Origin of the sequence: Planktomarina temperata RCA23, from assembly GCF_000738435.1 — a bacterium.
GTDB lineage: Bacteria > Pseudomonadota > Alphaproteobacteria > Rhodobacterales > Rhodobacteraceae > Planktomarina > Planktomarina temperata.
Genome location: NZ_CP003984.1, coordinates 1936263 through 1960910 on the forward strand (window position 1 = coordinate 1936263; position 24648 = coordinate 1960910).

Below are 24648 nucleotides of genomic sequence, written 5' to 3' on the forward strand. Positions count from 1 at the left end.
CTGCCTCTCTTGCGCTCGGCACGACGGGCACCGCATCGCGGCATCCGTGTTCTAAAGTGGTATGTGAGGAGTTTGACCCAAAGGTGTAAAACCTTTGGAACCCAGGCGAGCGGTCACATTGACAAAGCCTTACGGCTGCCGGGTCGCTTCAATCTTGCGCCATGCCGCGACATTGCGATTATGGTCTTTGAGTGTCACCGCAAAGGCATGGCCGCCTGTGCCGTCAGCCACAAAGAATATGAAGTCCGTGGCTGCGGGTTTCAGCGCCGCCTGCAAGCTGGCCAGGCCTGGGTTGGCAATAGGCGTTGGGGGCAGACCGCGGTTTACATAGGTGTTCCACGGGGTATCTTTGCGCAGTTCACTTTTGCGCAGACCCCGTCCCAACGGTGCCTTGCCCCCTGTCACCCCGTAAATAACAGTTGGATCCGTTTGCAGCGGCATGCCCTTTTGCAAACGATTGGCAAAAACTGAGGCCACGGTGAACCGCTCATCGGCCACACCTGTCTCTTTCTCAATAATGGAGGCAAGGATCAGCAGCTCTTCCATTGTCTTAACTGGGGTGATGTCGCTGCGCTGTGCCCAAACTTCGTCAAGGCGGCGCTCTTGCGCTTGCAGCATCCGCTCGAGCAGATCTTGGCGCAGATCGCCTGCTTTGATTTCATAACTGTCCGGGGCCAACAAACCCTCTGCTGGGACCTGTGCTATATCACCGGTCAAAAAGTCGATGGTTTTAAGGGCCTCAACCACCTGCCAACTGGTCGTGCCCTCTGCGATGGCCAGCCGAATGCGCGTATCGCCTTGCCCAATCACCCGCCGATAGGCTGCCGGTTCTGCCTCCTCAGCGGGTGTAAAACGCGCAACTTCCGCATAGCTGTTGGACACCGGATCCAATTCACGCACCAAAACGGTGCTGCGCGTCACCCCGACGCGATAAACCACCTCAGTGCCACAGGTATTGCGCCCGCTGGTGGTGATTTGATCGGCAATGTCCGCCATAGAGGCCCCCGCCGGGATCAAGAAACTGCCCGCTTTCAGGCGCGCAGATTTCTCGGTGTAATCGGCGCCGATATTGAACAATTCTTTGCTTCGAACCGCACCCTCATCCCTCAGTTTAACCGCAACTTTCGGCATGGAACTGCCGGGCTCGACCTTGAGGCAGATCGCCTCTGTCAAGGGACCGGGTTTGTAATACTGCGCTTTGAGAAGCGTCATGACCCCACCAATCAGGAAGAGAAAGACGACAATCAAGGTCATTGCATTGGACGCAATGTTTCGCCACATGTTATGCAAATTTCCCGAAAACGACGCTGGCATTCGTGCCGCCAAAGCCAAATGAATTTGACAGGGCAACATTGATCTGCCGCTCAACCTTGGCATTTGGCGCCAGATCAATCGGTGTGTCCACCGCGGGATTGTCCAGATTGATGGTCGGCGGGGCGACTTGATCACGAATGGCCAGAATGCTGAAAATCGCCTCAATCGCGCCGGCCGCGCCCAACAAATGCCCGGTGGATGATTTGGTGGATGACATGGTCACCCCAGAGGCCGCATCGCCCAATAGACGCTCCACCGCGCTCAACTCAATCGTATCGGCCATGGTCGACGTCCCATGAGCGTTAATGTAGTCAATCGCCGAGGGCTCCAGCCCCGCATTCTTGAGGGCGGCCCGCATAGACCGCTCCCCGCCCTCTCCGGTTTCGGATGGGGCGGTGATATGATAGGCATCGCCAGACATACCATAGCCCAAAACCTCAGCGTAAATTTTCGCGCCGCGGGCTTTAGCATGCTCCAGCTCTTCGAGGACAACAACACCGGCCCCCTCTCCCATCACAAAGCCGTCTCGGTCAGCATCATAGGGGCGGCTGGCCTTGGTTGGGTCCGATTCTGACTTGGTCGACAGGGCTTTGCAGGCATTAAATCCAGCAATACCAATCTCACAGATTGAGCTTTCAGCGCCCCCGGCCACCATAACATCCGCATCGCCAAACATGATCAAACGGCTGGCATCGCCAATCGCATGCGCCCCAGTCGAGCAGGCTGTAACAACCGCATGGTTCGGACCCTTAAAGCCATATTTGATGCTCACCTGCCCTGAGACCAAATTAATCAAGGCGCCCGGAATAAAGAATGGCGAGACCCGCCGTGGACCTCTTTTATCGATCAACACGGCCGTCTCGGCAATGGTTTGCAACCCACCAATACCCGACCCGATCATGACACCGGTACGCTCGCGATCCGCATCTGCCTGCGGCATCCATCCACTGTCCTGCACAGCTTGCTGAGCGGCGGCCATTCCGAAGAGAATGAAATCGTCGATTTTGCGCTGCTCTTTTGGCTCTAAATAGGCATCACCATTAAAGGTGCCATTCGTGCCATCGCCCAGGGGCACTTCGCAGGCGTATTTCGTAACCACATTGCTGGTGTCGAATTTCTCAATCATCCCTGCGCCGGAGTCTCCGGCGAGCAAACGCTCCCAAGTCGCCTCAACCCCATCCGCCAAGGGGGACACCATTCCAAGCCCAGTTACCACGACACGACGCATCTTGATCTCCAATTTTGATCTCTAGTCAATTATGATCTAAACCAATCGATAGGTCAGCCCCCAATTTTGAAATAATTACCGGGGGTATAAACGAAAACGGCACCCAAAGAGGATGCCGCAATCGAAATTCAAGGTGCTGAAATTAAACGGCTTCAGAGATATGCTTTACAGCGTCGCCGAAGGTTTGAATCGTTTCAGCTGCATCGTCAGGAATTTCAATTCCGAACTCTTCTTCGAAAGCCATAACCAGTTCAACTGTGTCCAGGCTATCTGCGCCAAGGTCATCGATGAAAGATGCATTCTCTACAACTTTATCTTCCTCTACACCCAGGTGCTCTACAACAATTTTCTTAACGCGGTCAGCTACATCGCTCATATCTCAGGTCCTTATTCGTTCCGGGGCTTGCGCCCGTGGTTCTCCGCACAACTTGCGGTCTTGATGTGCTTCAACATCGAAGCGGTGGATCCCCGTTTGCCACAGGGGGCCGATGTGAGCACGAGAAGGTGCAAATCACGTCGTTGAGCCGCCTATAGCACAGGATGGCCGGGGGGCAAATGTTTTGTCACCGGCAATTCCAAATAGGCAAAAAACCCCTAGAGCATGGCCATGCCGCCGTTCACATGCAAAGTGGCCCCGGTCGTATAGCCCGCTTCATCACTTGCCAGATAGAGCGCTGCGGCCGCAATTTCGCCCGAGGTGCCCATGCGCCCAGCCGGCACTTGGGTCAAAATTCCCGTTTTTTGATCTTCTGTCAATTTATCTGTCATCGCGGTGGTGATGAACCCGGGCGCAATGCAATTAACCGTGATGCCCCGCGTGGCCACTTCATAGGCCAATGATTTCGACATGGCCACAACACCGGCTTTAGAGGCGGCATAATTGGCCTGCCCTGGATTGCCAGTTGCGCCAACGATTGAAGACACATTGATGATCCGGCCCCAGCGGGCTTTCATCATGCCGCGCATTACGCCTTTGCACAGGCGCATCGTGCTGGTCAGATTGATATCGAGAACCGATGTCCATTCGTCATCCGACATGCGCATAAAGAGGTTGTCGCGTGTCACGCCGGCGTTATTGACCAAAATATCAACGCTGCCCATAGCCTCGGCGGCCTGTTTGGGCAAAGCCATCACCGCCTCAGCATCCGAAAGGTTGCACGGTAAGACGTGGGCGCGAGATCCCAGCTCATCTGCCAAAGCCTGTAGCGGCTCTACCCGGGTTCCCGAGAGCGCCACGCACGCCCCTGCCCCATGCAGCGCCTTGGCAATTTCCCCGCCGATGCCACCAGAGGCTCCCGTGATCAAAGCGTTTTTTCCATCCAAACGAAACATGTGATTCTCCTAAATTCGTCTTTATTTCCAACCGGCCCAGAGACCAAAATGTGACCCCTACTCCCCGTGCAGCTTGGCGATATCTTCGGGGTTGCCAACGGCTTGGCAGGCAATGGCCCGCTCGATGCGGCGGATCATACCGGACAAAGCTTTGCCCGCGCCAATTTCCCAAATTTCCGTCACACCTTCCGCGGCCAAATAGGACATAGATTCTCGCCAGCGCACCGCGCCTGTGACCTGCTCGACCAAGAGCGCGCGTATCAGCTCTGGATCCGAGAGGGCGCTGGCACGCACATTGGCCACCAGGGGCACCGATGGCGTGCTGATCTCCACCTGTGCTAAAGCCTGCGCCATGCGTTCCGCGGCCGGCTGCATCAAGGCGCAATGGAAGGGCGCGCTGACAGGCAAAAGCACAGCGCGTTTCGCACCGGCCTCCTTGGCCAGATCCAAGGCCCGTTCGACGGCCGCTTTATGACCTGAGACCACAACCTGTCCCGGATCATTGTCATTGGCCGCCTGGCACACCTCGCCCTGCGCTGCGGCCTCTGCCACGGCACTGACCGCTGCAAAATCCAAACCCAAGATCGCCGCCATAGCTCCGATACCCACAGGCACAGCCTCCTGCATAGCGGTGCCACGAATGCGCAGCAAACGGGCAGTATCGGCAATGGTCATCGCCCCGGCTGCCGCCAGAGCGGAATACTCACCCAAGGAATGCCCGGCGACAAAAGAGGCCGTGTTAAGTCCCAGCCCTTCCGACTCCAAGGCCCGCAAAGCAGCCAAAGACGTCGCCATCAATGCAGGCTGCGCATTGGCTGTGAGGGTCAATGTTTCAATATCCCCATTCCAAATCAGCCCAGATAGGTCTTGGCCCAATGCGTCATCGACTTCCTCAAATACAGCTTTCGCCGCCGGGTAGCTGGCCGCAAGATCTTGGCCCATGCCGATGGTCTGAGCCCCTTGACCCGGAAAAACAAATGCCCGCATTTTGATCCTCTTTCGAAACTTCGGTTTTTCTTGGCATATCCCCTGTCACGCCGCACCGCAACGGTTTACAGCACCTATACGGCAACTGCCCCGCGCGCGGGCTGGCTCTACCGCACAGAAAAATGCGTCTCAAATGCGGGCACGGACAGCATAAACCTTGCACCTTTCCCCCAGCTGTGGCAAAGGCAGCCATCCGCAGACAAACCTTCTCCCGTGCGGCCTCTCGTGATCAGACTGCGGTCTCAACTCTGATCTTTGAAGCGCACCTAAAAAACAGGAAAGCACATGTCATTTTATGAGCATGTCTTCATTATGCGTCAGGACCTGTCGAACACACAGGCCGAAGCATTGATCGAAGAATTTTCCAATGTCTTGAGCGCAAACGGCGGGTCCGTTGTGGAGCAGGAATATTGGGGCGTCAAAACCATGGCGTATAAAGTCAACAAAAACCGCAAGGGCCACTATGCCTTTTTGAAGACAGATGCGCCTTCGGCCGCTGTTGCCGAAATGGAACGCCTGATGGCATTGCATGAAGATGTCATGCGCACGTTGACCATCCGCGTGAAAGGCCACGAAGAAGGCCCCTCCGTTCAAATGCAAAAACGTGACGACCGCGCCGATCGCGGTGAACGTCGCGAACGCCGGTCTTAAGGAGCGCTAAGTTATGGGAACAAAACCATTTTTTCGCCGCCGGAAGGTCTGCCCTTTCTCCGGTGATAATGCCCCGAAAATCGATTACAAAGACACACGTCTTTTGCAGCGCTACATCTCTGAGCGTGGCAAAATCGTGCCGTCCCGTATCACCGCAGTCTCTGCAAAGAAACAACGTGAGCTGGCCCGCGCCATCAAACGTGCACGTTTCTTGGCCTTGCTGCCCTATGCTGTGAAATAAGGAGCCAAGCACATGCAAGTTATCCTTATGGAACGAGTGGCCAAATTGGGCCAAATGGGCGATGTTGTGAATGTGAAGCAGGGCTTTGCCCGCAACTTCCTGATCCCAACAGGCAAAGCCATGCGTGCCTCTGCTGCCAATATCGCAGCCTTTGACGCGCAAAAAGCACAGCTCGAAGCGCGCAACCTGGAAACCAAAGCGGAGGCGGAAGCCTTGGCTGCCAAGCTTGACGGTCAGCAATTTATTGTGATTCGGTCAGCCTCTGACGCTGGGTCGCTTTACGGTTCGGTCACAACCCGCGATGCGGCAGAAGCGGCCTCTGAAGCCGGCTTCAGCCTCGACAAAAAGCAGGTTGCGTTGATGGCCCCAATCAAAGATCTGGGCATCCACAATCTCTCTGTGCGCTTGCACCCTGAAGTTGAGGCGAAAATCGAGCTGAACGTGGCTCGATCCGTTGAAGAAGCGGAGCTTCAAGCGGCAGGAAAATCAATCCAAGATCTCGCAGCAGAAGAAGAAGCAGCCGCTGAATTTGAAATTCAGGAACTGTTTGACGATATCGGCGCTGCCGGCATGGATGACTTTGGCGATGATGATGCGCCAAAGGCTTCCGCGGATGACGAAGAGGCCTAAACCCTCTCCCCATTCCAGACATTTAAACGCCGCTCTGTTTCAGGGCGGCGTTTTTGTTTGGCTGGGCCCACAGCGCTTAACCCATAAAAAAAGCCACCCTTTCGGCAAGGGTGGCATGATCAACCAAACTTCACGATATGATCGAAGTGACCGATCGAAAAACCTCGCCCGCTTCATGCTTCAAAAAGCAGATGCGGGCGAGATAGGATTATTCGTCGTCCATGGCTTCCACAGCTTTTTGAAGCTGGTCTTTGGAGACTTCTTTGTCGGTCACAGTTGCCAGTTCAAAGACATAATCGACAACTTTATCTTCGAATAAAGGCGCCCGCATTTGCTGCTGCATCTGTGGATTTTTTTGCACAAATTCAAAGAATTCACGCTCTTGACCTGGATATTGACGGGCTTGATTCATCATTGCCTGTGTCATCTCCGCATCCGTCACTTGGATCTCAGCTTTTTGACCCAATTCGGCCAAGAGAAGACCCAGGCGCACGCGGCGCTCGGCCAACGTATTGTGCTCATCTGTCGGCTCAATTTCAGGATGATCGTGGCCCTGCACGTCAGGGTTTTCGTCATGCCAAAGTTGATGAGCGATTTGCCCTGCTTCCGCTTCCACCAGTGACGGCGGCAGCTCGAATTTCACCATTTTATCCAAAGCATCCAGCAAGTGACGCTTTTGAACGGCGCGCGCCGCCCCAGCATATTCGGCTTCCAAACGCTCTGAAATTTGGCCTTTCAGCGCGGCTAAATCTTCTGCGCCGAATTTCGTAGCCAGTTCATCATTGATCTCAGCGGCCTTCGGCGCTTTGACTGCTTTAATTTTGCATTCAAAAACAGCGTCCTTGCCCGCCAGGTTTTCGGCGCCATATTCCGCAGGGAATGTGACATTCACCTCAACCTCTTCGCCGACCTTTACGCCGACCAATTGTGCTTCAAAGCCCGGAATGAAAGAGTTGGACCCCAAAACCAGCGGGTAATCTTCCGCAGCGCCGCCCTCAAAGGCTTCACCGTCAACCTTACCAAGAAAATCGATGGTCACCTGGTCGCCATCTTTCGACTTTGTACCTTTTTTACGATCCGCGAAATCCTGCGCGGTTTCCGCCAAATTCGCGAGGGCTTCGTCCACAGACGCCTCGTCGGCCTTGGCAATCATTTTGTCCAGCTTGATTTTCTTGAGATCAACCTCAGGGATGGTCGGCAAAGCTTCGTAGGACATCTCAACATGGATGTCGTCGCCCTCTTTCCAATCATCATTGGTCATTTTAACCGCAGGCTGCATTGCAGGACGATCGCCGCTGTCCTCAAAATGTTTGGACATGGCGCCATCAATGCTCTCTTGCATCGCTTCACCCATCAGACGCTGACCATATTGCTTTTTCAGCAATGCCATGGGGACTTTGCCCTTCCGAAAGCCCTTCATTTCAATTTCGGGCCGCGCTTCAACCAGTTTTTCGTCAACCTTTGCGGCCAACTCATCTGCTGTCACAACAATGTTGTAACCGCGCTTCAAGCCTTCGTTCAGGGTCTCAGTGACCTGCATAGTAAATCCCTTTTCAAACCATGGTGCGGGTAGAGGGACTTGAACCCCCACGCCTTGCGGCGCTAGAACCTAAATCTAGTGCGTCTACCAATTTCGCCATACCCGCAAACTATGTGGCAGCCCCGAAGAGCCGCCATATTCCGGAGCTCTCTAACAAAGCTCGCCCCAGGATGCGAGTGGAAAATGACAGTTTCTGGACGAATTTTAACGGGAGCAGAATTCGTTCTTTACGAAGTGCCGGTTCGCGGCGCCGGCGCGGCTTGCTATCCCTATGGCCGGCTCTTTCACGGGCCAAGATTCATTCATGTTTAATAAATGTGCGTTGTGATTATTTTTTAGGCAAATTTGGGGATACCTGCGGCATTCCACCTCGTTCCCACCGAAGAGGAATTGCCGGGCCGGTTAAAAAGTGAAATTCCCATCCTGCAATCAAACCAGCGGGTATCAAAATGAAAAAGATCGAAGCCATCATCAAGCCTTTTAAACTCGACGAAGTAAAAGAAGCGCTTCAGGACATCGGCGTGCAGGGCCTCTCTGTTGTAGAGGTCAAAGGATTCGGGCGTCAGAAAGGCCACACGGAACTCTACCGTGGCGCTGAATATGTCGTCGACTTTCTGCCGAAAGTAAAAATCGAGGTCGTTTTGGCCGACGATATGCTCGACAGCGCGATCGAGGCCATTTGTACCGCGGCGAAAACCGACAAAATTGGCGATGGGAAGATTTTCGTGTCGACAGTTGAACAAGCCATCCGTATTCGCACCGGTGAGACCGGCGACGACGCTATCTAATAACGCCTCTAAAGGAGAGACTATCTATGAGCCAAGCTCTTTTATCTAAGATCGCCGATGAAGGCATCGAATATGTGGACATCCGCTTCACAGATCCTCGCGGAAAACTGCAGCACGTGACCGTATGCGCCGACCAGGTCGATCAGGACTTCCTTGACGAAGGCTTCATGTTCGACGGCTCGTCGATTGCCGGTTGGAAATCCATTGAAGAATCCGACATGAAATTGATGCCGGACGTTGACTCCGCCTATGTCGACCCCTTCTATGCGGAAAAAACTATCTGCATTCACTGCACTGTGGTTGAGCCGGACACCGGCGAAAGCTATGCGCGCGACCCGCGCGGATGTGCGCAGCGCGCGGAAGCCTATCTTATCTCTTCCGGGATCGGCGATGTGGCCTATATGGGGCCAGAGGCAGAATTCTTCCTATTCGACGACGTTCGTTTTGAGAACAAAATCAACAAAGTATCCTATGAAGTTGATGCAGTTGATGCCTCATGGAATACCGATAGTGACTACGAAGTCGGCAACATGGGCCACCGCCCCGGTGTCAAAGGCGGCTACTTCCCCGTGAACCCCATTGATGACGCGCAAGACATCCGCAGCGAAATGCTCTCCACCATGAAGCGGATGGGCATGAAGGTCGACAAACATCACCACGAGGTGGCGAGCTGTCAACACGAGCTGGGCCTGATCTTCGGATCCTTGACCCATCAAGCCGATGAGTTGCAAAAATATAAATACGTCATTCACAACGTCGCCCATGCCTACGGCAAATCCGCGACTTTCATGCCCAAGCCCATCGCAGGCGACAACGGCACAGGCATGCATGTGAATATGTCCATCTGGAAAGATGGCAAGCCGCTGTTTGCGGGCGACAAATACGCCGATCTTTCCGATGAAGCGCTTTATTTCATCGGCGGCATCTTGCAGCACGCAAAAGCCTTGAACGCCTTCACCAACCCATCAACCAACAGCTACAAGCGCTTGATCCCCGGCTTTGAAGCCCCAGTTCTGCGCGCCTATTCTGCACGCAACCGGTCTGGCTGCGTTCGGATCCCATGGGCCGAGTCGCCAAAAGCCAAGCGCGTTGAAGCGCGTTTCCCTGATCCAGCCGCGAACCCTTACCTATGTTTTGCAGCTTTGCTGATGGCCGGTCTTGATGGCATCAAAAACAAAATTCACCCAGGTGAAGCCTCTGACAAAGATCTCTATGATCTGCCGCCAGAAGAGCTGGCCGATATCCCAACTGTTTGCGGCTCGCTGCGCGAAGCGCTGGACGAGTTGAAAGCGGATATGGGCTTCTTGACCGCCGGTGGTGTGTTCACAGAGGATCAAATCGCCGGGTATATTGACCTGAAAATGGAAGAGGTTCTGCACTATGAGCACACACCTCACCCCGTTGAGTTTGGCATGTATTACAGCTGCTAATCGCGGCTCATAGACTGAAAATAAAGAAGGCGTCCACATTTGGGCGCCTTTTTTTTGCCCGCTCGGCGGCGAGGCCCGATTAGGCCGGCTTTTTGATCAAATACGTATGAATTGCAAATAACACCGCGCCAGAGCGCGGCAGGCGTACCAGGGCTTGATGCTCCGAGCGAATATATGCGCCATGGCCGTAATCCTCATCACCGCTTCGCGGGTCCGTTTCACTGCGTGGTTGAAACAAATCCGGCCGCACATATTCCAGCACATTGAACCGCCACATGGGGCGTCCCGGTTTTATACCATCAAACAAGCGCTGCACCCGTTTGGCCACATCCACATCATATTCCGCCACTGGTCGATGCACGGCACTGAGCGGGCGACCTATTTTCTCGTGCAAGGTCCAGCTGGCCGGGAAACACATCACGGCCGCGGTCAAGACATGCTCCTGGCCGCGCTTTTCATGCAAACAAAGGTCTTCTTGCACCAAACGCGCCGCAACGCACAGCGGATCGCCAGACAGAGGCACGCGCACCCCATCCGGGCGCTGTACCATATTTTCCTCAACGCGATAGGACGGGCGGCGGCGCAATTGCGCTAAGATTTCATCCAAGACCTCGCGTTTTGCCTCAACGGAGGCTCCGGCATCGGCAAAGACCTTGTCTGGTGTATCCTGCAAAAGCCGGTCGCGCTCGGCCAGTTGCGCCGCATAGGCCTCATCCTCAATCAGCCAGCCATCCTCGGCAAGCGGCAACATCCCCGGTAATTTTTTATGTTCCGACACATTATAGGGGATCTTACTTTGCAAAATTTCTGGCATGAAATCCGACTCGCTCGCGGGAAATGTGAAAACAGATGTCGCAAACAAACCTGACACAGCCGCGCTGCAAACGCAATCTGACGCGTAAAGGGAGCGTTTTTATGACCGAACCATTCCGTGAAAACCGCAAGATTGACCCCAGCCGCGGGGCATTGACCGGCGACAATACCCCCAATGACATGGATCGCGTCGAGATCGGCCCGACAAAACTGGCATTTGACGAATGGGCGGCCGCTGGGCTGGAGCTGCCTGATTTGCAGCAAATGCGCCTCTTTCGTCACAATCGGTTGGTGCAGGGGGTCAATGGGCGCGACTATGGCGCTTTGGTGGTTTTTGACCCGCTGAATATCCGCTACGCCAGTGACAGCACAAATATGCAGCTGTGGAACACCCATAACCCATTTCGCGCGCTGATCGTCTGCGCCGATGGCTATATGGTGATGTGGGATTATAAAAATTCTCCGTTTCTGTCGGAGTTCAATCCGCTGGTGCGCGAACAGCGCTCCGGGGCGGACTTCTTCTATTTTGACCGCGGAGATATGGCGCATTTGGCAGCAGAGGCCTTTGCCGGTGAAGTCTATGATTTGGTCCGTGCCCATGGCGGCGGAAACATGCGACTGGCAGTGGATAAAATCATGATGGTCGGCCTCAGAGCGCTGGAAGCCAAGGGGTTTGAAGTTTTTGAAGGTGAGGAGCTGACCGAAAAGGCCCGCGTGATCAAGGGGCCCGATGAGATCAAAGCGATGCGATGCGCCAGCCATGCCTGCGAGACCGCCGTGCGCGCCATGGAAGAGGCCGCTCGTTCTGGGGTGCCTGGCGGTCAGATGAGCGAAGATGACATCTGGGCTGTGCTACATGCTGAAAATATTCGCCGCGGCGGGGAGTGGATTGAAACACGCCTTCTCGCCTCCGGTCCGCGCACCAATCCTTGGTTTCAAGAATGCGGGCCGCGGCTGGTGCAAAACAACGAGATTGTCAGCTTTGATACTGATCTCATTGGCAGCTATGGTATTTGTGTGGATATCTCCCGCAGCTGGTGGATTGGCGATCAAGCCCCCCGCCCCGATATGATTGCCGCCATGCAACATGCCCAGGAGCATATTCAGAGCAATATGAACATGCTGGCCCCGGGCGTTTCGATGCGCAGCCTGTCGGAGAAATGTCACCGGCTTGACGACCAATATCAAGCGCAGAAATACGGCTGTTTGATGCATGGGGTCGGCCTGTGCGATGAATGGCCCTTGATAGCCTATCCCGACCATTTGGTGGATGGTGCCTTTGAATATGAGTTGGAAGCGGGCATGGTCCTATGTGTCGAGGCATTGGTCTCCCCCGAGGGTGGAGACTTCTCCATCAAACTGGAAGATCAAGTTTTGATTACCGAAGATGGCTTTGAAAACCTGACCAGTTACCCGTTTGATCCGGCGTTAATGGGGTATGGCGCCTAAACCAAACCGCGCGTGCCAAAGAAAAAGGGCGCCGCCGCAGCCGCGCCCTTGAAGGGTTGAACGCCAAATCCCCTTACTTGCGCGCGCGACCCACCAGGGTCCAAAGCGCCGGCAGCAAGAGCGCCGCGAGGGCCAGTTTCACCACATCGCCCAGCAAAAACGGCTTTAAGCCCCAAGCTAAAATCGGCGCATCGACTCCGTAAAGCACGGTCAACCAGATTAAGCCAGGCACGTAGATCAGCACATTGCCAAGCAGCATAGCCAAGGCCATTTTGCCCCGCGCCCGGTCCCAGCCCTTGCGCGCCAAAGCGCCCAAAGCCAAGACGGCGAGAACATAGCCAACCAAATAACCCCCCGTGCCGCCCATCATATAGGGCACACCCGAGATTTCTGCGCTGGATCCGGCGAAAACGTCAAATCCCAATGCACCAATCAGCATATAGCCCAAAACCGTTGCCAGACCCAAGCGCGCGCCATAGGCCGCACCAATGCTCAAAACCGCAAAAGTGCCCATAGTCATGGGGACAGGGAACATCGGGATCTTGATTTTCGCAGCAAGTGCCAAAGCGGCGATGCCGGCGACGACCAAAACCAATTGCTTCACCCGCAGCGCCAGGCCGGTTTGCGGAAAAAAGGCCTCTGCCAGTGTCAAAGATGGGGTCTGTGTGGTCATGTGAAATTTCCTTTTGTTTCGTGGTTCAGACTTAGCCTTTGTCATTGGCGCTTCGCAAGGGCTCATCTGTGCGTTTGCGATAACAAGAGTGCATATCATAGCGCTTGCGCGGCCCGCTCACCTGCCAATGCGCCGTCCAATCAGGCCAACGCGCAAAATCATAGGCCACATGATAGTCATCCGGCTGGCAATGATGATGCGCCGTAGGGGGGCTCTGCGTCAGATCAATGTGGTGAAAAAATCTGTCGTCTTCAAAGTAGACATCAATCCCGCCCCCCGCGCCCGGGCGCCAGCGATAGCGCCGGCTGCTAGCAAGAGGTGGGCTATGCGCCAAAATCAGCTGCCCGTCCTCATGATACCAGCCGCTGTCAAAGTAGCACTGACCCTTGAATTGCACGGTTTGATCTTGGTGGTGGTCGCAGATCTGCCGGGTGATATCCCAGCTATGGCCCATGAAATCATCAAGGCCGAGTGGCAGCTGTGGCAGGGGTGCGGCGCTCTTAGGTGTCATAGCCTTCTCTACCACCTCCTGCCCGGCAATCAAACCCGGTGGCTGCGCTTGAACCCACGCGCCCGGCAGTCTAAGAGGCAGCCATCCGCTCCCAACTCAAAAGGCCATGATCCTATGATCGAACGTTACTCCCGCCCTGAAATGGTTGATATCTGGTCACCCAAAACGAAATTTCGCATCTGGTATGAAATCGAAGCACATGCCTGTGATGCGCAGGCCAAATTGGGCGTGATTCCGCAGGCCAATGCGGATGCAGTGTGGACCGCGAAAGATGTCGAGTTCGATGTGGCAAAAATTGATGCCATCGAAGCGGTCACAAAACACGACGTCATCGCCTTTTTAACCCATCTTTCCGATATTATCGGCGGGGATGTGGCGCGCTTTGTCCATCAAGGCATGACCAGCTCCGACGTCTTGGACACCACTTTGAACGTACAGCTCACCCGGGCCGCAGATATCCTAATTGCTGATATCGAAGCCCTTCTGGCCGCTTTAAAGCGCCGCGCGCTGGAGCATAAAGACACCGTTCGCATCGGCCGCAGCCATGGCATCCATGCCGAGCCTGTGACCATGGGACTAACCTTTGCGCGGTTCTATGCGGAAATGGATCGCAACCTGGCGCGCATGCGCACGGCCCGTGATGAGATTGCCACGGGCGCGATTTCCGGCGCGGTTGGCACCTTTGCCAATATCGACCCTGCCGTTGAAGAGCATGTTTGCGCGCAATTGGGGCTGAAACCAGAACCCATCAGCACGCAAGTCATCCCGCGCGATCGACACGCAGCCTTCTTCGCCACGCTCGGCGTTGTGGCCAGCTCCATTGAGAATATCGCCATTGAAATTCGCCATATGCAGCGCACCGAAGTGTTGGAAGCCGAAGAGTTTTTCTCCAAAGGGCAAAAGGGCAGCTCCGCCATGCCACATAAGCGCAACCCGGTTCTGACCGAAAACCTCACCGGTTTGGCCCGGATTGTGCGGATGGCAGTGGTGCCAGCGATGGAAAACGTGGCCCTATGGCATGAGCGGGACATCTCTCACAGCTCCGTCGAGCGGGCCATCGGCCCCGATGCGACCATCACTCTTGATTTCGCCCTCGCCCGGCTGACCGGTGTGATTGATAAATTGGTGATCTATCCAGACAATATGATCGCAAATATGAACAAATTTCGTGGCTTGGTGCATTCCCAGCGGGTCTTGCTGGCGCTGACGCAAAAAGGCGTAAGCCGTGAAGACAGCTACCGCCTCGTGCAACGCAATGCGATGCGGGTCTGGGAGCAAGGAGCAGATTTCTTGACGGAATTGAAAGCTGATCCGGAAGTGACGGCCGCCATGTCCATAGAAGAAATCGAAGACAAATTCGATCTTGGCTATCACACCAAACATGTGGACACGATTTTCGCCCGCGTCTTCGGCGCTTGAGCCTTCTGCTCCCTGCGCCAATTTGGACGTGGGGGGCACATCGGGTGCTGGACAAAGTTTGACCACGCGCCTAGTTTCTCGGCATGACAGAATTTTTTGGAAAACGCTGGCATGATATGGGCGGAGATCCTGCCGGGCCTATCACTCCAGAAGAACATGATTTCGCCCTTTGGGAAAAAAGAGTGGATGCGCTGATGGTGCTCACCTCTGCCGCCGGATTGATGACCACCGACAGCCTGCGCCGCGTATTGGAAGATATGGGGGCAGATGCTTATGAAACCATGACATATTATGAGCGCTGGATCGCCTCCATCGCGCAAAACATGGTGGAAGCCGGTGCTGTCACCACTGAAGAATTGGGGGCAAAAATGGCCGAAGTGCGCGCCCGAGGGGCAACCTATGGCGCGGCCTCATGAAAGTGCGCATCAAATCCCATTGGCCGCCCGGCCATATCCGCACGCCGGCCTATCTACGCGGCAAAATAGGGCAAATTGAACGGCGCATTGGGCTATTTAACAACCCCGAAGAAACCGCTTATCGCCAAACAGGTCCACAGCGAGAGCTGGTCCGCGTTCGCTTTCGTATGGCCGATATTTGGGGGGCGCGTGCCGAGCGCGGTGAGGATGTGATCGAAGCGGAAATCTATGCCCATTGGTTGGAGCCTGTCTAATGCCCCATGATCACCACGACCACGAGCATGACCACAGCCATGACGGCCTGTCCCCCTCGGGCCATCCCTATCGCGCTGATAACGACACCAACTTGAGCTATTGGCAGGCGATGGAGATTGCCCTGCGCGAATTGCTTATCGAAAAAGGGTATCTGACCGCCGCGCAAATTCATGCACAGATCAACGCGATGGACAGCCGCAGCCCGGCCAATGGCGCGCGCGTTGTGGCCCGGGCCTGGGTGGATCCTGAATTCAAAGCAGCGCTGCTCGCCGATGCGGGCGCGGCCAGCCGGGCGATGGGATTTGACATTGGCCCGATGCATTTGATTGCTCTGGAAAACACCAAAGAGGTGCATAACGTTGTGGTATGTACACTCTGCTCTTGCTACCCGCGCAATCTGCTGGGCCTGCCGCCCGACTGGTACAAATCGCGCGCCTATCGATCTCGAACCGTGATTGAACCGCGCAAAGTCCTGTCTGAATTCGGCCTAGAGCTCCCCGAGCAGATGCAAGTGCGGGTGCACGACAGCACCGCCGATATGCGCTACATTGTGCTGCCAGCCCAACCGGAGGCAAGTCTTGGCCTGACCGAAGAGGAGCTAGCCGCCTGGGTCACGCGCGACAGTATGATCGGCATGGGTCTGCCGCAAGCGCCACAATGACCCTAACCGCCGCGCAAAAAGGTGCTGCGCTCATGGTTGCAGGGGTGTTCTGCATGGCCTCAATGGATGTCATGGCCAAAAACCTAGGCCATAGCATTCCGGTGGCGCAGATTGTCTGGCTGCGCTTTGTCTCACAGGCTCTGGTTGTTGGCGCCGGATTGTTAATTGCCCGGCGCGCGCTGTTCACCAGCGCGCATACCAAACTGCATATGCTGCGCGGATTGGCCACAACATTCAGCAGCTATATGTTTTTTCTGGGTATTATCTATTTGCCGCTGGCAGATGCTACAGCCTTGATTCAACTTGGCCCTGTGATGGTGACGCTGGGTGCGGTGCTGGTCTTGGGCGAAACCATCGGCCGCCGCCGCATTCTTGGCATAGCCGCCGCCTTTCTTGGGGCGATGCTGATCATCCGGCCGGGATCGTCAGTTATGTCACCGGCCTCCGCATTTCCACTGCTTGGGGCGATTGGTTTCACGGTCTATGCCCTGGCCACGCGTTTTGTGCGCAGCGATGGCCCTTGGACCGCGTTATTCTTGCAAGGCGTCTTTGGCACGATATTCTCCTCTGTGATGGTGCCCTTCTTTTGGCAGCCCATTTCCCTCGCCGAGATCCCGATTGTGGCAGCGCTAATCGGCTTTGGCATTTTGGGACATTTGTTGATGATCCGCGCCTTTGCGGCGGCCCCTGCCGGCGATATCGCGCCCTATGGCTACGCCGGGCTGCTTTTTGCTGTGATCTTCGGACTTGTGCTCTTTGGCGAGACACCAGATGGCTTCACACTCCTTGGCGCGGTTGTTATTGTAACTGCTGGAATATATGTGTGGTATCGTGAGAGGCTCATCCAAGCTCAGGACGACAATGGCTAAAACTGGCAAACCGCGCGGAACACTGCGCCAAAAGCTCGGACATGCGGCGATCATGGCTTTTTTTTGCGGAATGTGGCTGGTGCCTTACCGGCTGCGTAATCGCTGGGTTGGCGCCTGTCTCCGCGGTGTATTGGGCCGCCTGCTTGGGTATCGCAAGCGGGTTATGGACAATCTGGACCTAATTTATCCCGATATGCCACAGGACCAAAAATTGAAGATTGCCGATCAGGTACTCGACAATGCTGGACGCACCTTTACGGAAAATATGTTCCCAGCGCAGTTTCACGCACAAAATCCCGAAATCAAGCTGCACGGCGCGGGGCTTGAGGCTGTGCTAAAGGCCCATAAGGACGGCCGTCCGATCATGTTTTATTCCGGGCATTTTGGGAATCATGAAGCCTTCCGTGCCGCGCTTTTCAAACATGGGATCAAGGTTGGGGGCATGGTTCGGCGCATGGCCAATCCCTATTTTGATGTGCAATATAAGCGTATGCTCGACATCAATGGGCGCGGTGGCCCAGTCTTTGAGGCCGACAGATACGGCACGTTGGCCATGTTGAAATCCTTGAAAACCGGCGCGGCGCTTGTCTTATTGCTCGACCTGGCTGTCGGCCACGGCATTACGGTGCATTTCATGGGGCGCCGGGTTTATTGCTCGGTGACAGCGGCAAATTTCGCACTGAAAGCAAAAGCCCTGTTTGTGCCCTATTTCTCAATGCGAAATCGGGATGGGGACAGTTTTAGCGTTGAGATCGGCGCGCCGATTGAGCACAGCGATGCCGAGACAATGACACGAGAAGCGACAAAATCCCTAGAAGAACGGGTGCATGCCGATCCGGGAAATTGGTTTTGGATCCATCGGCGCTGGAAATATCGCCCGCCTTCAGAGTAAGGCTCAAAGGGGCGCTGGCAGCCTGCTCGCCAAATTTACCCCAGCCGCTAATTCACCCAATCGGCGATGATAATCTCACCATTATCTTCATATTGCACCAAAACAGCATAACGCCCTGGCCCCAATACCCCTGTCTCAAACGTGGTGGGCCACAGGCCGTCCCAGCGGCCTAGATTGTGCCATTCGGTCACAATATTGGCATAATCTATGCGCCGCCCCGCATTCTCCCCCCGGTAAATCTCGACAGTCTCCAAGGGTGAAACACTCACAAGATGGACATCATAGGGACCCGAATAATAAGCGTTTTGCAAAGTTATTTCATAGGACGTCCCCATCCGCCGGATGGATAGATCTGCCCCCGGTGCCAATTGCTCATATTTTTGGATAAGAGCTGCGACCTCCGCGCGTTGGCCTGCAACAGAGCTTTCGGTCCCGTTGACGATAAATTGCGGTGTGTAAATCATCCGCTCGTTCAACGCCCGCGCATAGGCTTTTTGGCGCTCTGTAAAGGCGGGATGGGCAAAGATATCTTCCCAGCCGATATAATCCCAATAATCCACATGCCATCCCAGAGCGATAATATCTCTTTTCTGGGCGAGCTCTACCAAATATTCATCCGCCGGTGGGCAGGAAGAGCAGCCTTGGGAGGAGAACAGCTCAACCACCACCGGCGCATTCTGCCCATAGCTAAAATTGGGGACGATAAGCGTGAGGAGGCAAAGAAATTGTGCAGCAATGAGGCGCATAAGGGTCGGTTCCTGAATCATTATCTAAGATCATAGAACATCCAAATGTAACTGGCCAATCAATCAATCGTGCGCAGATGTTACAAAAATCCCTTTTTGGTATACAAATGTATGCGAAACCTCTTGATCCTCAAGTGCCACAGCTGATAAGAGGCCTCAACATCCTTTCAATCCTGGAGATTTTCATGACCGTAGTTGTTGGGCAGGACACTGCTAAAACACGCCGCACTTTGACTGTGGGCAGCAAAAGCATCGCTTATTATTCAATTCCCGCAGCTCAGGCCGCAGGATTGGGTGACTTCTCACGTCTTCCCGCCGCCCTAAAAGTGGTGTTGGAAAATATGCTGCGGTTCGAGGACGGAAAGACCGTATCTGTTGACGATATTAAGGCCTTTGCCGAATGGGGCGCAAAAGGTGGGAAAAACCCGCGCGAAATTGCCTATCGCCCGGCCCGCGTTTTGATGCAGGATTTTACCGGCGTGCCAGCCGTGGTTGATCTTGCCGCGATGCGCGATGGGATTGTCGCTCTTGGGGGGGATCCTGAAAAGATCAACCCGCTAAACCCGGTGGATCTGGTGATTGACCATTCGGTCATGATCGATGAATTTGGCACCCCCCGCGCCTTTCAAATGAATGTTGATCGGGAATATGAGCGCAATATGGAGCGCTATACCTTCCTAAAATGGGGTCAATCGGCCTTTAACAACTTCCGCGTTGTCCCGCCCGGCACTGGCATCTGCCACCAGGTTAATCTCGAATACTTATCCCAAACAGTGTGGACCGACCAAGACCAGAACGGTCAAGAGGTTGCCTATCCTGATACTTTGGTCGGCACCGACAGCCACACGACTATGGTCAATGGCGCGGCGGTCTTGGGCTGGGGTGTTGGCGGTATTGAGGCTGAAGCGGCCATGCTGGGTCAACCTATTTCAATGCTGATCCCAGAAGTTGTTGGCTTTGAGCTGACAGGGGCCATGATGGAAGGCACCACCGGCACGGATTTGGTGCTCAAAGTGGTCGAAATGCTGCGCGCACGCGGTGTTGTGGGTAAATTCGTAGAATTCTACGGCACGGGCCTCGACAATTTGCCCCTCGCAGATCGCGCAACCATCGCCAATATGGCTCCCGAATACGGCGCCACCTGCGGGTTTTTCCCGATCGACGACGAAACCATCCGCTATCTACATGCCACCGGCCGCGATGAAGATCGTGTGGCCTTGGTGGAAGCCTATGCAAAAGAAAATGGCTTCTGGCGCGATGAGACTTATGCGCCGATCTATACCGACACATTGCATCTGGACATGGGCACGATCGTGCCTGCAATTTCCGGCCCCAAACGTCCTCAGGATTTTGTCGCATTGACCGAGGGCCAAAATGCCTTCCGCCGCGAAATGGAAGAGACTTTCAAACGCCCCATGGGCAAGAAAATTGCAGTCGCTGGCGAAGAGTACACGATGGAATCGGGCAAAGTTGTGATTGCGTCCATCACCTCCTGCACCAATACCTCCAATCCCTATGTGATGATTGGCGCCGGTTTGGTTGCGCGCAAGGCAGCGGCTTTGGGGATGGACAGCAAACCTTGGGTGAAAACCTCCCTGGCCCCTGGCTCGCAAGTGGTCTCCGCCTATCTGGAAGCTGCTGATCTGCAAAAAGATCTTGATGCGGTCGGCTTCAACCTTGTTGGCTATGGGTGCACCACCTGCATCGGCAACTCCGGCCCGCTGCAACCAGAAATTTCTGCGGCCATTTCAGAGGGCGATCTCGTCGCCACTGCGGTGCTGTCCGGCAACAGAAACTTTGAAGGGCGCATCTCCCCAGATGTCCGCGCCAATTATCTGGCCTCGCCCCCCCTGGTGGTGGCCTATGCTTTGGCTGGCACTTTGGACATTAACTTGGCCACAGATGTGATTGGCCAAGACCGCGACGGCAATGACGTCTACCTCAAAGACATCTGGCCCACCACGCAAGAGGTTGCCGAAATGGTGGAAGCGACGGTGACCCGTGAGGCCTTCTTGTCGAAATATGCCGATGTGTTTAAGGGCGATGAGAAATGGCAGGCCGTGGATGTGACCAATCAAAAAACCTACGATTGGCCCGCCGCCTCGACCTATGTGCAAAATCCACCCTATTTCCAAGGCATTACGATGGAAACTCACAAGATCACCGATCTTGAGGACGCCAAGGTTATGGCAATTTTGGGTGATATGATCACCACGGATCATATCTCGCCCGCCGGCTCTTTCAAAGACACAACCCCAGCTGGTAAATATCTCACCGAGCGCCAAGTCAGCCCGCGAGAGTTCAACTCCTATGGCTCGCGTCGCGGCAATCACGAGGTGATGATGCGCGGCACCTTCGCCAATATCCGCATCAAGAATGAGATGCTCGATGGGGTCGAGGGCGGCTACACACTCGGTCCAGACGGAAGCCAAATGGCGATCTTTGACGCGGCAATGGCCTATCAGGAGCAAGGCACCCCATTGGTCATCTTTGGCGGCGAACAATATGGTGCCGGCTCCAGCCGCGATTGGGCGGCAAAAGGCACTGCGCTTTTGGGGGTTAAAGCCGTGATTGCGGAAAGCTTTGAGCGTATTCACCGCTCAAACCTGGTGGGCATGGGTGTTATTCCTTTTGAGCTCACAGGCGGGGATACCCGTAAGAGCCTTGGCCTCAAGGGCGATGAAACCGTCTCAATCCACGGCCTCGAAGGGGTCAAACCTCTGCAAGAGGTGCCCGCAGAAATCACCATGTCAGACGGCTCTGTTAAATCCATCACCCTAAAGTGCCGGATCGATACGGAAGTTGAGATTGATTACATCGAAAATGGCGGCGTGCTGCACTATGTGCTGCGCAACCTGGCCAAAGCCGCATAGGGTTGGAACAGCGTCTGAATAACCCTACCGCCCCGTCAAAACATTAGGCCCGGTGGGAACACCGGGCAGCGCCTGCCTGCCCCACGGCAGGCGCTGCCCTCATTTCGTGTTGAACTGGCGTTAGCCAGAGGCCTTTTGTGCATTCAAGACCGCAAGACCTGTCTGCACGTTTGATTTTCCTTAGAATTCCAACCCTGCCTCTGCCAGCGCCGGCATCACACGCGTTTGCAAATTGCGCGCCGTCAGCGGGCCAGTCACACGCATGATCACAGTTCCATCGGGTGCCAGAACAAAGGTCTCCGGCAAGCCATAAACCCCCCAATCCAGCGCCATCCTCGCCTGAGGATCCGCTCCGGCCAAAGCATAAGGATTGCCCAGTTCCGCCAAAAAAGCGCGTGCTTTGGCAGGGTTGTCTTTATAGTTCACGCCATACACCGGAATGCCGCGATCGGAAAAATCCATCAGTGTTGGATGCTCAGCCCGGCAGGGTGCGCACCAGCTGGCCCAGAAATTAACCAATTTCACCCCGCCGCTGGTCAAATCCGCCTGTGCAAAGGGCACATGCCCCTCCAGGGGATCGAGCTGGACTTTCGGTGCCTGCTGGCCTGCGATGGCGCTTGGCAGGCCCTCTGGATCCTCTCGCTGCATCCCAACAAAGGCCAGCCCAGCAAATACTGCAAAGATCACAACCGGCAATGCCAACAGCAGTTTACGCATCCTGAGCCGCCTCCTGCGCTGCCAAAGCGCGCTTTACTGCACGGCTGCGCCGCAGATAGAGCCCAGTGATTGCCGCGAGAGCCAAGAGGCTCAGCGCATAGGAACTGTTGACTTCTAAGGCATATTTTCCCAGATCTGGCATCATTCCATCCGCTCCCGTGCTTGCAATACCTTCAGCCGACGCGACCGTACCTCCGTGCGCGTGCCAACCAACAACAATGTCAAAAACAACAGCCCAAACCCGGCCATCGATAGGAGCAGCGGCTGGAAAAAGACATTAGAAATATTTTCCTGTTTCGCCCCATCGGCCACGGTTACGGTTGTGCCTTGGTGTAGCCCTTGATTCCAAAACAGCACCGCGTATCGGCTCAACATGGCAAAAACCGCTCCCACAATCGCCAAGACCGAGGTTAAATCTGCCGCCGAGTCTTCATCCTCAATCGCCGCCCACAGGGCGATATAGCCCACATAGAATAAAAAGAGGATCAAAAAACTGGTCAACCGGGGATCCCAAACCCAATAGGTGCCCCACATCGGCTGCCCCCAAATAGCCCCGGTGGTCAGGGCGATCAGTGTCATCACCATGCCCACGGGAGCTGCCGCCTTGGCCGCGAGAACAGAGACATGCTGCCGGCGGATCAACCAGACCAGCGCCCCCACAAACATGAGCAGATACCCGTTGATCGCCATCAAAGCGGCCGGCACATGCAGATAGATGATCTTCACAGTCGAGCCCTGCCGCATATCATCTGGCGTCAAAAAATAACCCCAAATCAATCCAGAACACAGAGATAACGCAGCCGCGGCCGCAATCCAGGGCAGGAGACGACCAGACCAGCCCATAAAGACTTTCGGATTGGCCAAACGCCAAAACCTGTCCCAAAATCTCGGCGCAATTGGTCTGTTGTTCATCGATTTAACCCCATTACTGTCACGCGCCCCTCATCTTAAGTTGATCCGCAAAGCGGCTCCAGATGCAAAGGGCAATATCGCCGCAGCCCCAAGCGAAATGGCCGATAAAAGCACCAAAGCCACATCATAGGCCAACCCCTGCCCCGCCAATCGCACCGCCTGCGCGCCAAAAATCAGACTGGGCACATAAAGCGGCAGAACCAAAAGCGAGAGCAACAGCCCTCCGCGTTTGACGCCGAGGGTCAGACTCGCGCAAAAGGCACCAATCAAGCTCAAGGCCGGAGTGCCCAACACGAGCGACAGACACAGGACTTTACCGGTTTCAAAGTCGAGATTCAACAACACGCCCAAGACTGGTGCGGCCAGAGACAAGGGCAGGCCTGTGGTCAACCAATGCGCTGCAGCCTTGGCGATATAGACAGCCTCAGGCGGCAAGGGCGACGTCGCGAGGAGATCGAGCGTGCCATCCTCATAATCGAGGCCAAAAATACGATCCAATGAGAGCAGACAGGCCAAAAGCGCCCCGAGCCACAAAACGCCCGGTGCAATGATCGCCAGCCCTGCCTGATCTGGGCCAAGCGCGAAGGGGATCAAGGTCACTACAATCAAATAGAAAATCAAGGCCAGGCCGAATCCGCCCCCAGACCTCACAGACAAGCCAACATCGCGCAAAAACAATTGGATCATTCCAAGGCCTCCTCAAAGGCCGAACTGCCAGATAGCCCGCGCGCCTTAAAGCGGGTTAGATCCAACAGCTGCGCTGACGCAATCTCTAGGTCAATATGGGTGGTGATCACGGCGGCACCGCCGCTGTGCACATGCCGATCAAGCACCGCGCGAAACAATGCCACGTTATGCGCGTCCAGCGACACCGTCGGCTCATCCATCACCCAAAGCGCGCAGCCACTGACCTGCATACGCGCCAAACCGAGGCGGCGTTTTTGTCCAGCAGAGAGATTGGCGGCCGGCCGATCGGCCAATGCGCGCAGATCATAGGAATCTAGCGCCACATCCGGGCTTGGCCCATGATAAATGGATGCCCAAAACGCAAGATTTTCCAGCACGGTCATTTGGCCCTTTAGACCGTCTGCATGGCCCGAATAGGCCACTGTCTCAGGCGCGGTGATCTGCCCCTCCACCGGGTCTTGCAGCCCGGCAATACACCGCAACAGACTGGTTTTGCCAAGCCCATTGGCCCCTCGCAGCACCAAAATCTGTCCAGCACTGAGCGAAAAATCAACCCCGCAGAGCAATGTCATCCCCCCCCGCGCCACGCTTAGGTTTGAGACTTGCAGCATCGT

29 protein-coding genes and 1 tRNA gene are annotated in these 24648 nt (G+C 55.2%); 14 read left to right on the forward strand and 16 right to left on the reverse strand.

Translation table 11 applies throughout. The features are described 5' to 3' along the window. Nucleotides 1–129: 129 nt before the first annotated feature. From mltG to fabD, 5 genes are all read right to left on the reverse strand, one after another. On the reverse strand, nucleotides 130–1281 hold the full coding sequence (mltG, locus tag RCA23_RS09225) for an endolytic transglycosylase MltG (RefSeq protein ID WP_044050070.1): 1152 nt from the start codon (nucleotides 1279–1281) through the stop codon (nucleotides 130–132). A 1-nt stretch (nucleotide 1282) separates the two neighbouring features. Further along, nucleotides 1283–2542 carry a beta-ketoacyl-ACP synthase II gene (gene fabF, locus RCA23_RS09230; RefSeq protein ID WP_044050071.1) on the reverse strand — a complete coding sequence of 420 codons (1260 nt, stop codon included), beginning with the start codon at nucleotides 2540–2542 and terminating at the stop codon, nucleotides 1283–1285. Between the two features lie 142 nt (nucleotides 2543–2684). Further along, nucleotides 2685–2918 (reverse strand): acyl carrier protein, encoded by a 234-nt coding sequence (locus RCA23_RS09235; protein WP_044050072.1) that lies wholly within the window; start codon nucleotides 2916–2918, stop codon nucleotides 2685–2687. A gap of 218 nt (nucleotides 2919–3136) precedes the next feature. Further along, nucleotides 3137–3874: a 3-oxoacyl-[acyl-carrier-protein] reductase gene (fabG, locus tag RCA23_RS09240; RefSeq protein WP_044050073.1), complete on the reverse strand. Its 738-nt coding sequence runs from the start codon at nucleotides 3872–3874 to the stop codon at nucleotides 3137–3139. Between the two features lie 57 nt (nucleotides 3875–3931). After that, complete coding sequence (gene fabD, locus RCA23_RS09245; protein ID WP_044050074.1) at nucleotides 3932–4861, reverse strand: ACP S-malonyltransferase; 930 nt, start codon at nucleotides 4859–4861, stop codon at nucleotides 3932–3934. A 285-nt stretch (nucleotides 4862–5146) separates the two neighbouring features. On the opposite strand from fabD, the gene rpsF reads away from it, so the two are divergent. From rpsF to rplI, 3 genes are read left to right on the forward strand one after another with little or no spacing between them, the layout of a single operon-like run. After that, nucleotides 5147–5512, forward strand: coding sequence for a 30S ribosomal protein S6 (gene rpsF, locus RCA23_RS09250; RefSeq protein WP_044050075.1), 366 nt, complete (start codon nucleotides 5147–5149; stop codon nucleotides 5510–5512). Nucleotides 5513–5525: 13 nt separating this feature from the next. Next, the gene (gene rpsR, locus RCA23_RS09255; RefSeq protein ID WP_044050076.1) at nucleotides 5526–5753 is read left to right on the forward strand and encodes a 30S ribosomal protein S18; all 228 of its coding nucleotides are present in this window, start codon (nucleotides 5526–5528) and stop codon (nucleotides 5751–5753) included. Nucleotides 5754–5765: 12 nt separating this feature from the next. Next, nucleotides 5766–6383, forward strand: a complete 618-nt coding sequence (gene rplI / locus RCA23_RS09260) for a 50S ribosomal protein L9 (RefSeq protein ID WP_044050077.1) — start codon at nucleotides 5766–5768, stop codon at nucleotides 6381–6383. A 208-nt stretch (nucleotides 6384–6591) separates the two neighbouring features. Here the strand turns inward: rplI and tig are convergent, their stop codons facing one another. Together tig and RCA23_RS09270 are read right to left on the reverse strand one after the other, a co-directional pair. Then, nucleotides 6592–7923: a trigger factor gene (tig, locus tag RCA23_RS09265; protein WP_044050078.1), complete on the reverse strand. Its 1332-nt coding sequence runs from the start codon at nucleotides 7921–7923 to the stop codon at nucleotides 6592–6594. 21 nt (nucleotides 7924–7944) lie between these two features. Next, nucleotides 7945–8029, reverse strand: a tRNA-Leu gene (locus tag RCA23_RS09270). A gap of 77 nt (nucleotides 8030–8106) precedes the next feature. Here RCA23_RS09270 and RCA23_RS16855 point away from each other — a divergent pair. The 3 genes from RCA23_RS16855 (at nucleotide 8107) to glnA (ending at nucleotide 10141) form a co-directional block, all read left to right on the forward strand. Continuing rightward, a complete protein-coding gene (locus RCA23_RS16855; RefSeq protein WP_268870325.1) occupies nucleotides 8107–8235 on the forward strand; it encodes a hypothetical protein in 129 nt (42 codons plus the stop codon). A 137-nt stretch (nucleotides 8236–8372) separates the two neighbouring features. Beyond that, nucleotides 8373–8711 carry a P-II family nitrogen regulator gene (locus RCA23_RS09275; protein ID WP_044050079.1) on the forward strand — a complete coding sequence of 113 codons (339 nt, stop codon included), beginning with the start codon at nucleotides 8373–8375 and terminating at the stop codon, nucleotides 8709–8711. 26 nt (nucleotides 8712–8737) lie between these two features. Continuing rightward, nucleotides 8738–10141, forward strand: a complete 1404-nt coding sequence (glnA, locus tag RCA23_RS09280; RefSeq protein ID WP_044050080.1) for a type I glutamate--ammonia ligase — start codon at nucleotides 8738–8740, stop codon at nucleotides 10139–10141. A gap of 79 nt (nucleotides 10142–10220) precedes the next feature. Here the strand turns inward: glnA and RCA23_RS09285 are convergent, their stop codons facing one another. Beyond that, the gene (locus RCA23_RS09285; RefSeq protein WP_044051443.1) at nucleotides 10221–10955 is read right to left on the reverse strand and encodes a heme-dependent oxidative N-demethylase subunit alpha family protein; all 735 of its coding nucleotides are present in this window, start codon (nucleotides 10953–10955) and stop codon (nucleotides 10221–10223) included. Nucleotides 10956–11056: 101 nt separating this feature from the next. Between RCA23_RS09285 and dddP the strand changes: the two genes are divergently transcribed. Continuing rightward, nucleotides 11057–12403, forward strand: coding sequence for a dimethylsulfonioproprionate lyase DddP (gene dddP, locus RCA23_RS09290; RefSeq protein ID WP_044050081.1), 1347 nt, complete (start codon nucleotides 11057–11059; stop codon nucleotides 12401–12403). Nucleotides 12404–12476: 73 nt separating this feature from the next. Here dddP and RCA23_RS09295 read toward each other — a convergent pair whose 3' ends face one another. Continuing rightward, nucleotides 12477–13076 carry a biotin transporter BioY gene (locus tag RCA23_RS09295; protein WP_044050082.1) on the reverse strand — a complete coding sequence of 200 codons (600 nt, stop codon included), beginning with the start codon at nucleotides 13074–13076 and terminating at the stop codon, nucleotides 12477–12479. 31 nt (nucleotides 13077–13107) lie between these two features. Continuing rightward, complete coding sequence (locus RCA23_RS09300) at nucleotides 13108–13587, reverse strand: DUF6314 family protein (RefSeq protein WP_052377112.1); 480 nt, start codon at nucleotides 13585–13587, stop codon at nucleotides 13108–13110. Between the two features lie 114 nt (nucleotides 13588–13701). Here RCA23_RS09300 and purB point away from each other — a divergent pair, with 114 nt between their 5' ends. From purB to RCA23_RS09330, 6 genes are all read left to right on the forward strand, one after another. After that, on the forward strand, nucleotides 13702–15006 hold the full coding sequence (purB, locus tag RCA23_RS09305) for an adenylosuccinate lyase (RefSeq protein ID WP_044050083.1): 1305 nt from the start codon (nucleotides 13702–13704) through the stop codon (nucleotides 15004–15006). 83 nt (nucleotides 15007–15089) lie between these two features. Further along, nucleotides 15090–15422: an SH3-like domain-containing protein gene (locus RCA23_RS16860; RefSeq protein ID WP_044050084.1), complete on the forward strand. Its 333-nt coding sequence runs from the start codon at nucleotides 15090–15092 to the stop codon at nucleotides 15420–15422. Beyond that, entirely contained in the window at nucleotides 15419–15676 is a 258-nt protein-coding gene (locus tag RCA23_RS16865; RefSeq protein WP_044050085.1) for an SH3-like domain-containing protein, read from the forward strand. The genes RCA23_RS16860 and RCA23_RS16865 overlap by 4 nt, the downstream gene beginning before the upstream one ends. Then, nucleotides 15676–16338 carry a nitrile hydratase subunit alpha gene (locus RCA23_RS09320; protein WP_044050086.1) on the forward strand — a complete coding sequence of 221 codons (663 nt, stop codon included), beginning with the start codon at nucleotides 15676–15678 and terminating at the stop codon, nucleotides 16336–16338. Before RCA23_RS16865 ends, RCA23_RS09320 begins: the two co-directional genes overlap by 1 nt. Beyond that, nucleotides 16335–17207 carry a DMT family transporter gene (locus RCA23_RS09325; protein ID WP_044050087.1) on the forward strand — a complete coding sequence of 291 codons (873 nt, stop codon included), beginning with the start codon at nucleotides 16335–16337 and terminating at the stop codon, nucleotides 17205–17207. The genes RCA23_RS09320 and RCA23_RS09325 overlap by 4 nt, the downstream gene beginning before the upstream one ends. Then, complete coding sequence (locus tag RCA23_RS09330) at nucleotides 17200–18099, forward strand: lysophospholipid acyltransferase family protein (protein WP_052377113.1); 900 nt, start codon at nucleotides 17200–17202, stop codon at nucleotides 18097–18099. The genes RCA23_RS09325 and RCA23_RS09330 overlap by 8 nt, the downstream gene beginning before the upstream one ends. Nucleotides 18100–18146: 47 nt before the next feature. Here the strand turns inward: RCA23_RS09330 and RCA23_RS09335 are convergent, their stop codons facing one another. After that, nucleotides 18147–18845: a DUF1223 domain-containing protein gene (locus RCA23_RS09335; protein ID WP_081870943.1), complete on the reverse strand. Its 699-nt coding sequence runs from the start codon at nucleotides 18843–18845 to the stop codon at nucleotides 18147–18149. 185 nt (nucleotides 18846–19030) lie between these two features. Between RCA23_RS09335 and acnA the strand changes: the two genes are divergently transcribed. After that, nucleotides 19031–21718, forward strand: a complete 2688-nt coding sequence (acnA, locus tag RCA23_RS09340; RefSeq protein WP_044050088.1) for an aconitate hydratase AcnA — start codon at nucleotides 19031–19033, stop codon at nucleotides 21716–21718. Nucleotides 21719–21898: 180 nt separating this feature from the next. Here the strand turns inward: acnA and RCA23_RS09345 are convergent, their stop codons facing one another. The 5 genes from RCA23_RS09345 to ccmA are packed head-to-tail and all read right to left on the reverse strand — an operon-like array spanning nucleotide 21899 to nucleotide 24645. After that, nucleotides 21899–22435, reverse strand: coding sequence for a DsbE family thiol:disulfide interchange protein (locus RCA23_RS09345; protein ID WP_044050089.1), 537 nt, complete (start codon nucleotides 22433–22435; stop codon nucleotides 21899–21901). Further along, nucleotides 22428–22580, reverse strand: a complete 153-nt coding sequence (ccmD, locus tag RCA23_RS09350) for a heme exporter protein CcmD (protein WP_044050090.1) — start codon at nucleotides 22578–22580, stop codon at nucleotides 22428–22430. The genes RCA23_RS09345 and ccmD overlap by 8 nt, the downstream gene beginning before the upstream one ends. Beyond that, the gene (gene ccmC, locus RCA23_RS09355; protein ID WP_052377114.1) at nucleotides 22577–23347 is read right to left on the reverse strand and encodes a heme ABC transporter permease CcmC; all 771 of its coding nucleotides are present in this window, start codon (nucleotides 23345–23347) and stop codon (nucleotides 22577–22579) included. Before ccmC ends, ccmD begins: the two co-directional genes overlap by 4 nt. 30 nt (nucleotides 23348–23377) lie before the next feature. After that, nucleotides 23378–24034 (reverse strand): heme exporter protein CcmB, encoded by a 657-nt coding sequence (ccmB, locus tag RCA23_RS09360; protein WP_044050091.1) that lies wholly within the window; start codon nucleotides 24032–24034, stop codon nucleotides 23378–23380. Then, nucleotides 24031–24645, reverse strand: a complete 615-nt coding sequence (gene ccmA / locus RCA23_RS09365; protein WP_044050092.1) for a heme ABC exporter ATP-binding protein CcmA — start codon at nucleotides 24643–24645, stop codon at nucleotides 24031–24033. The genes ccmB and ccmA overlap by 4 nt, the downstream gene beginning before the upstream one ends. Between the last annotated feature and the right edge of the window lie 3 nt (nucleotides 24646–24648).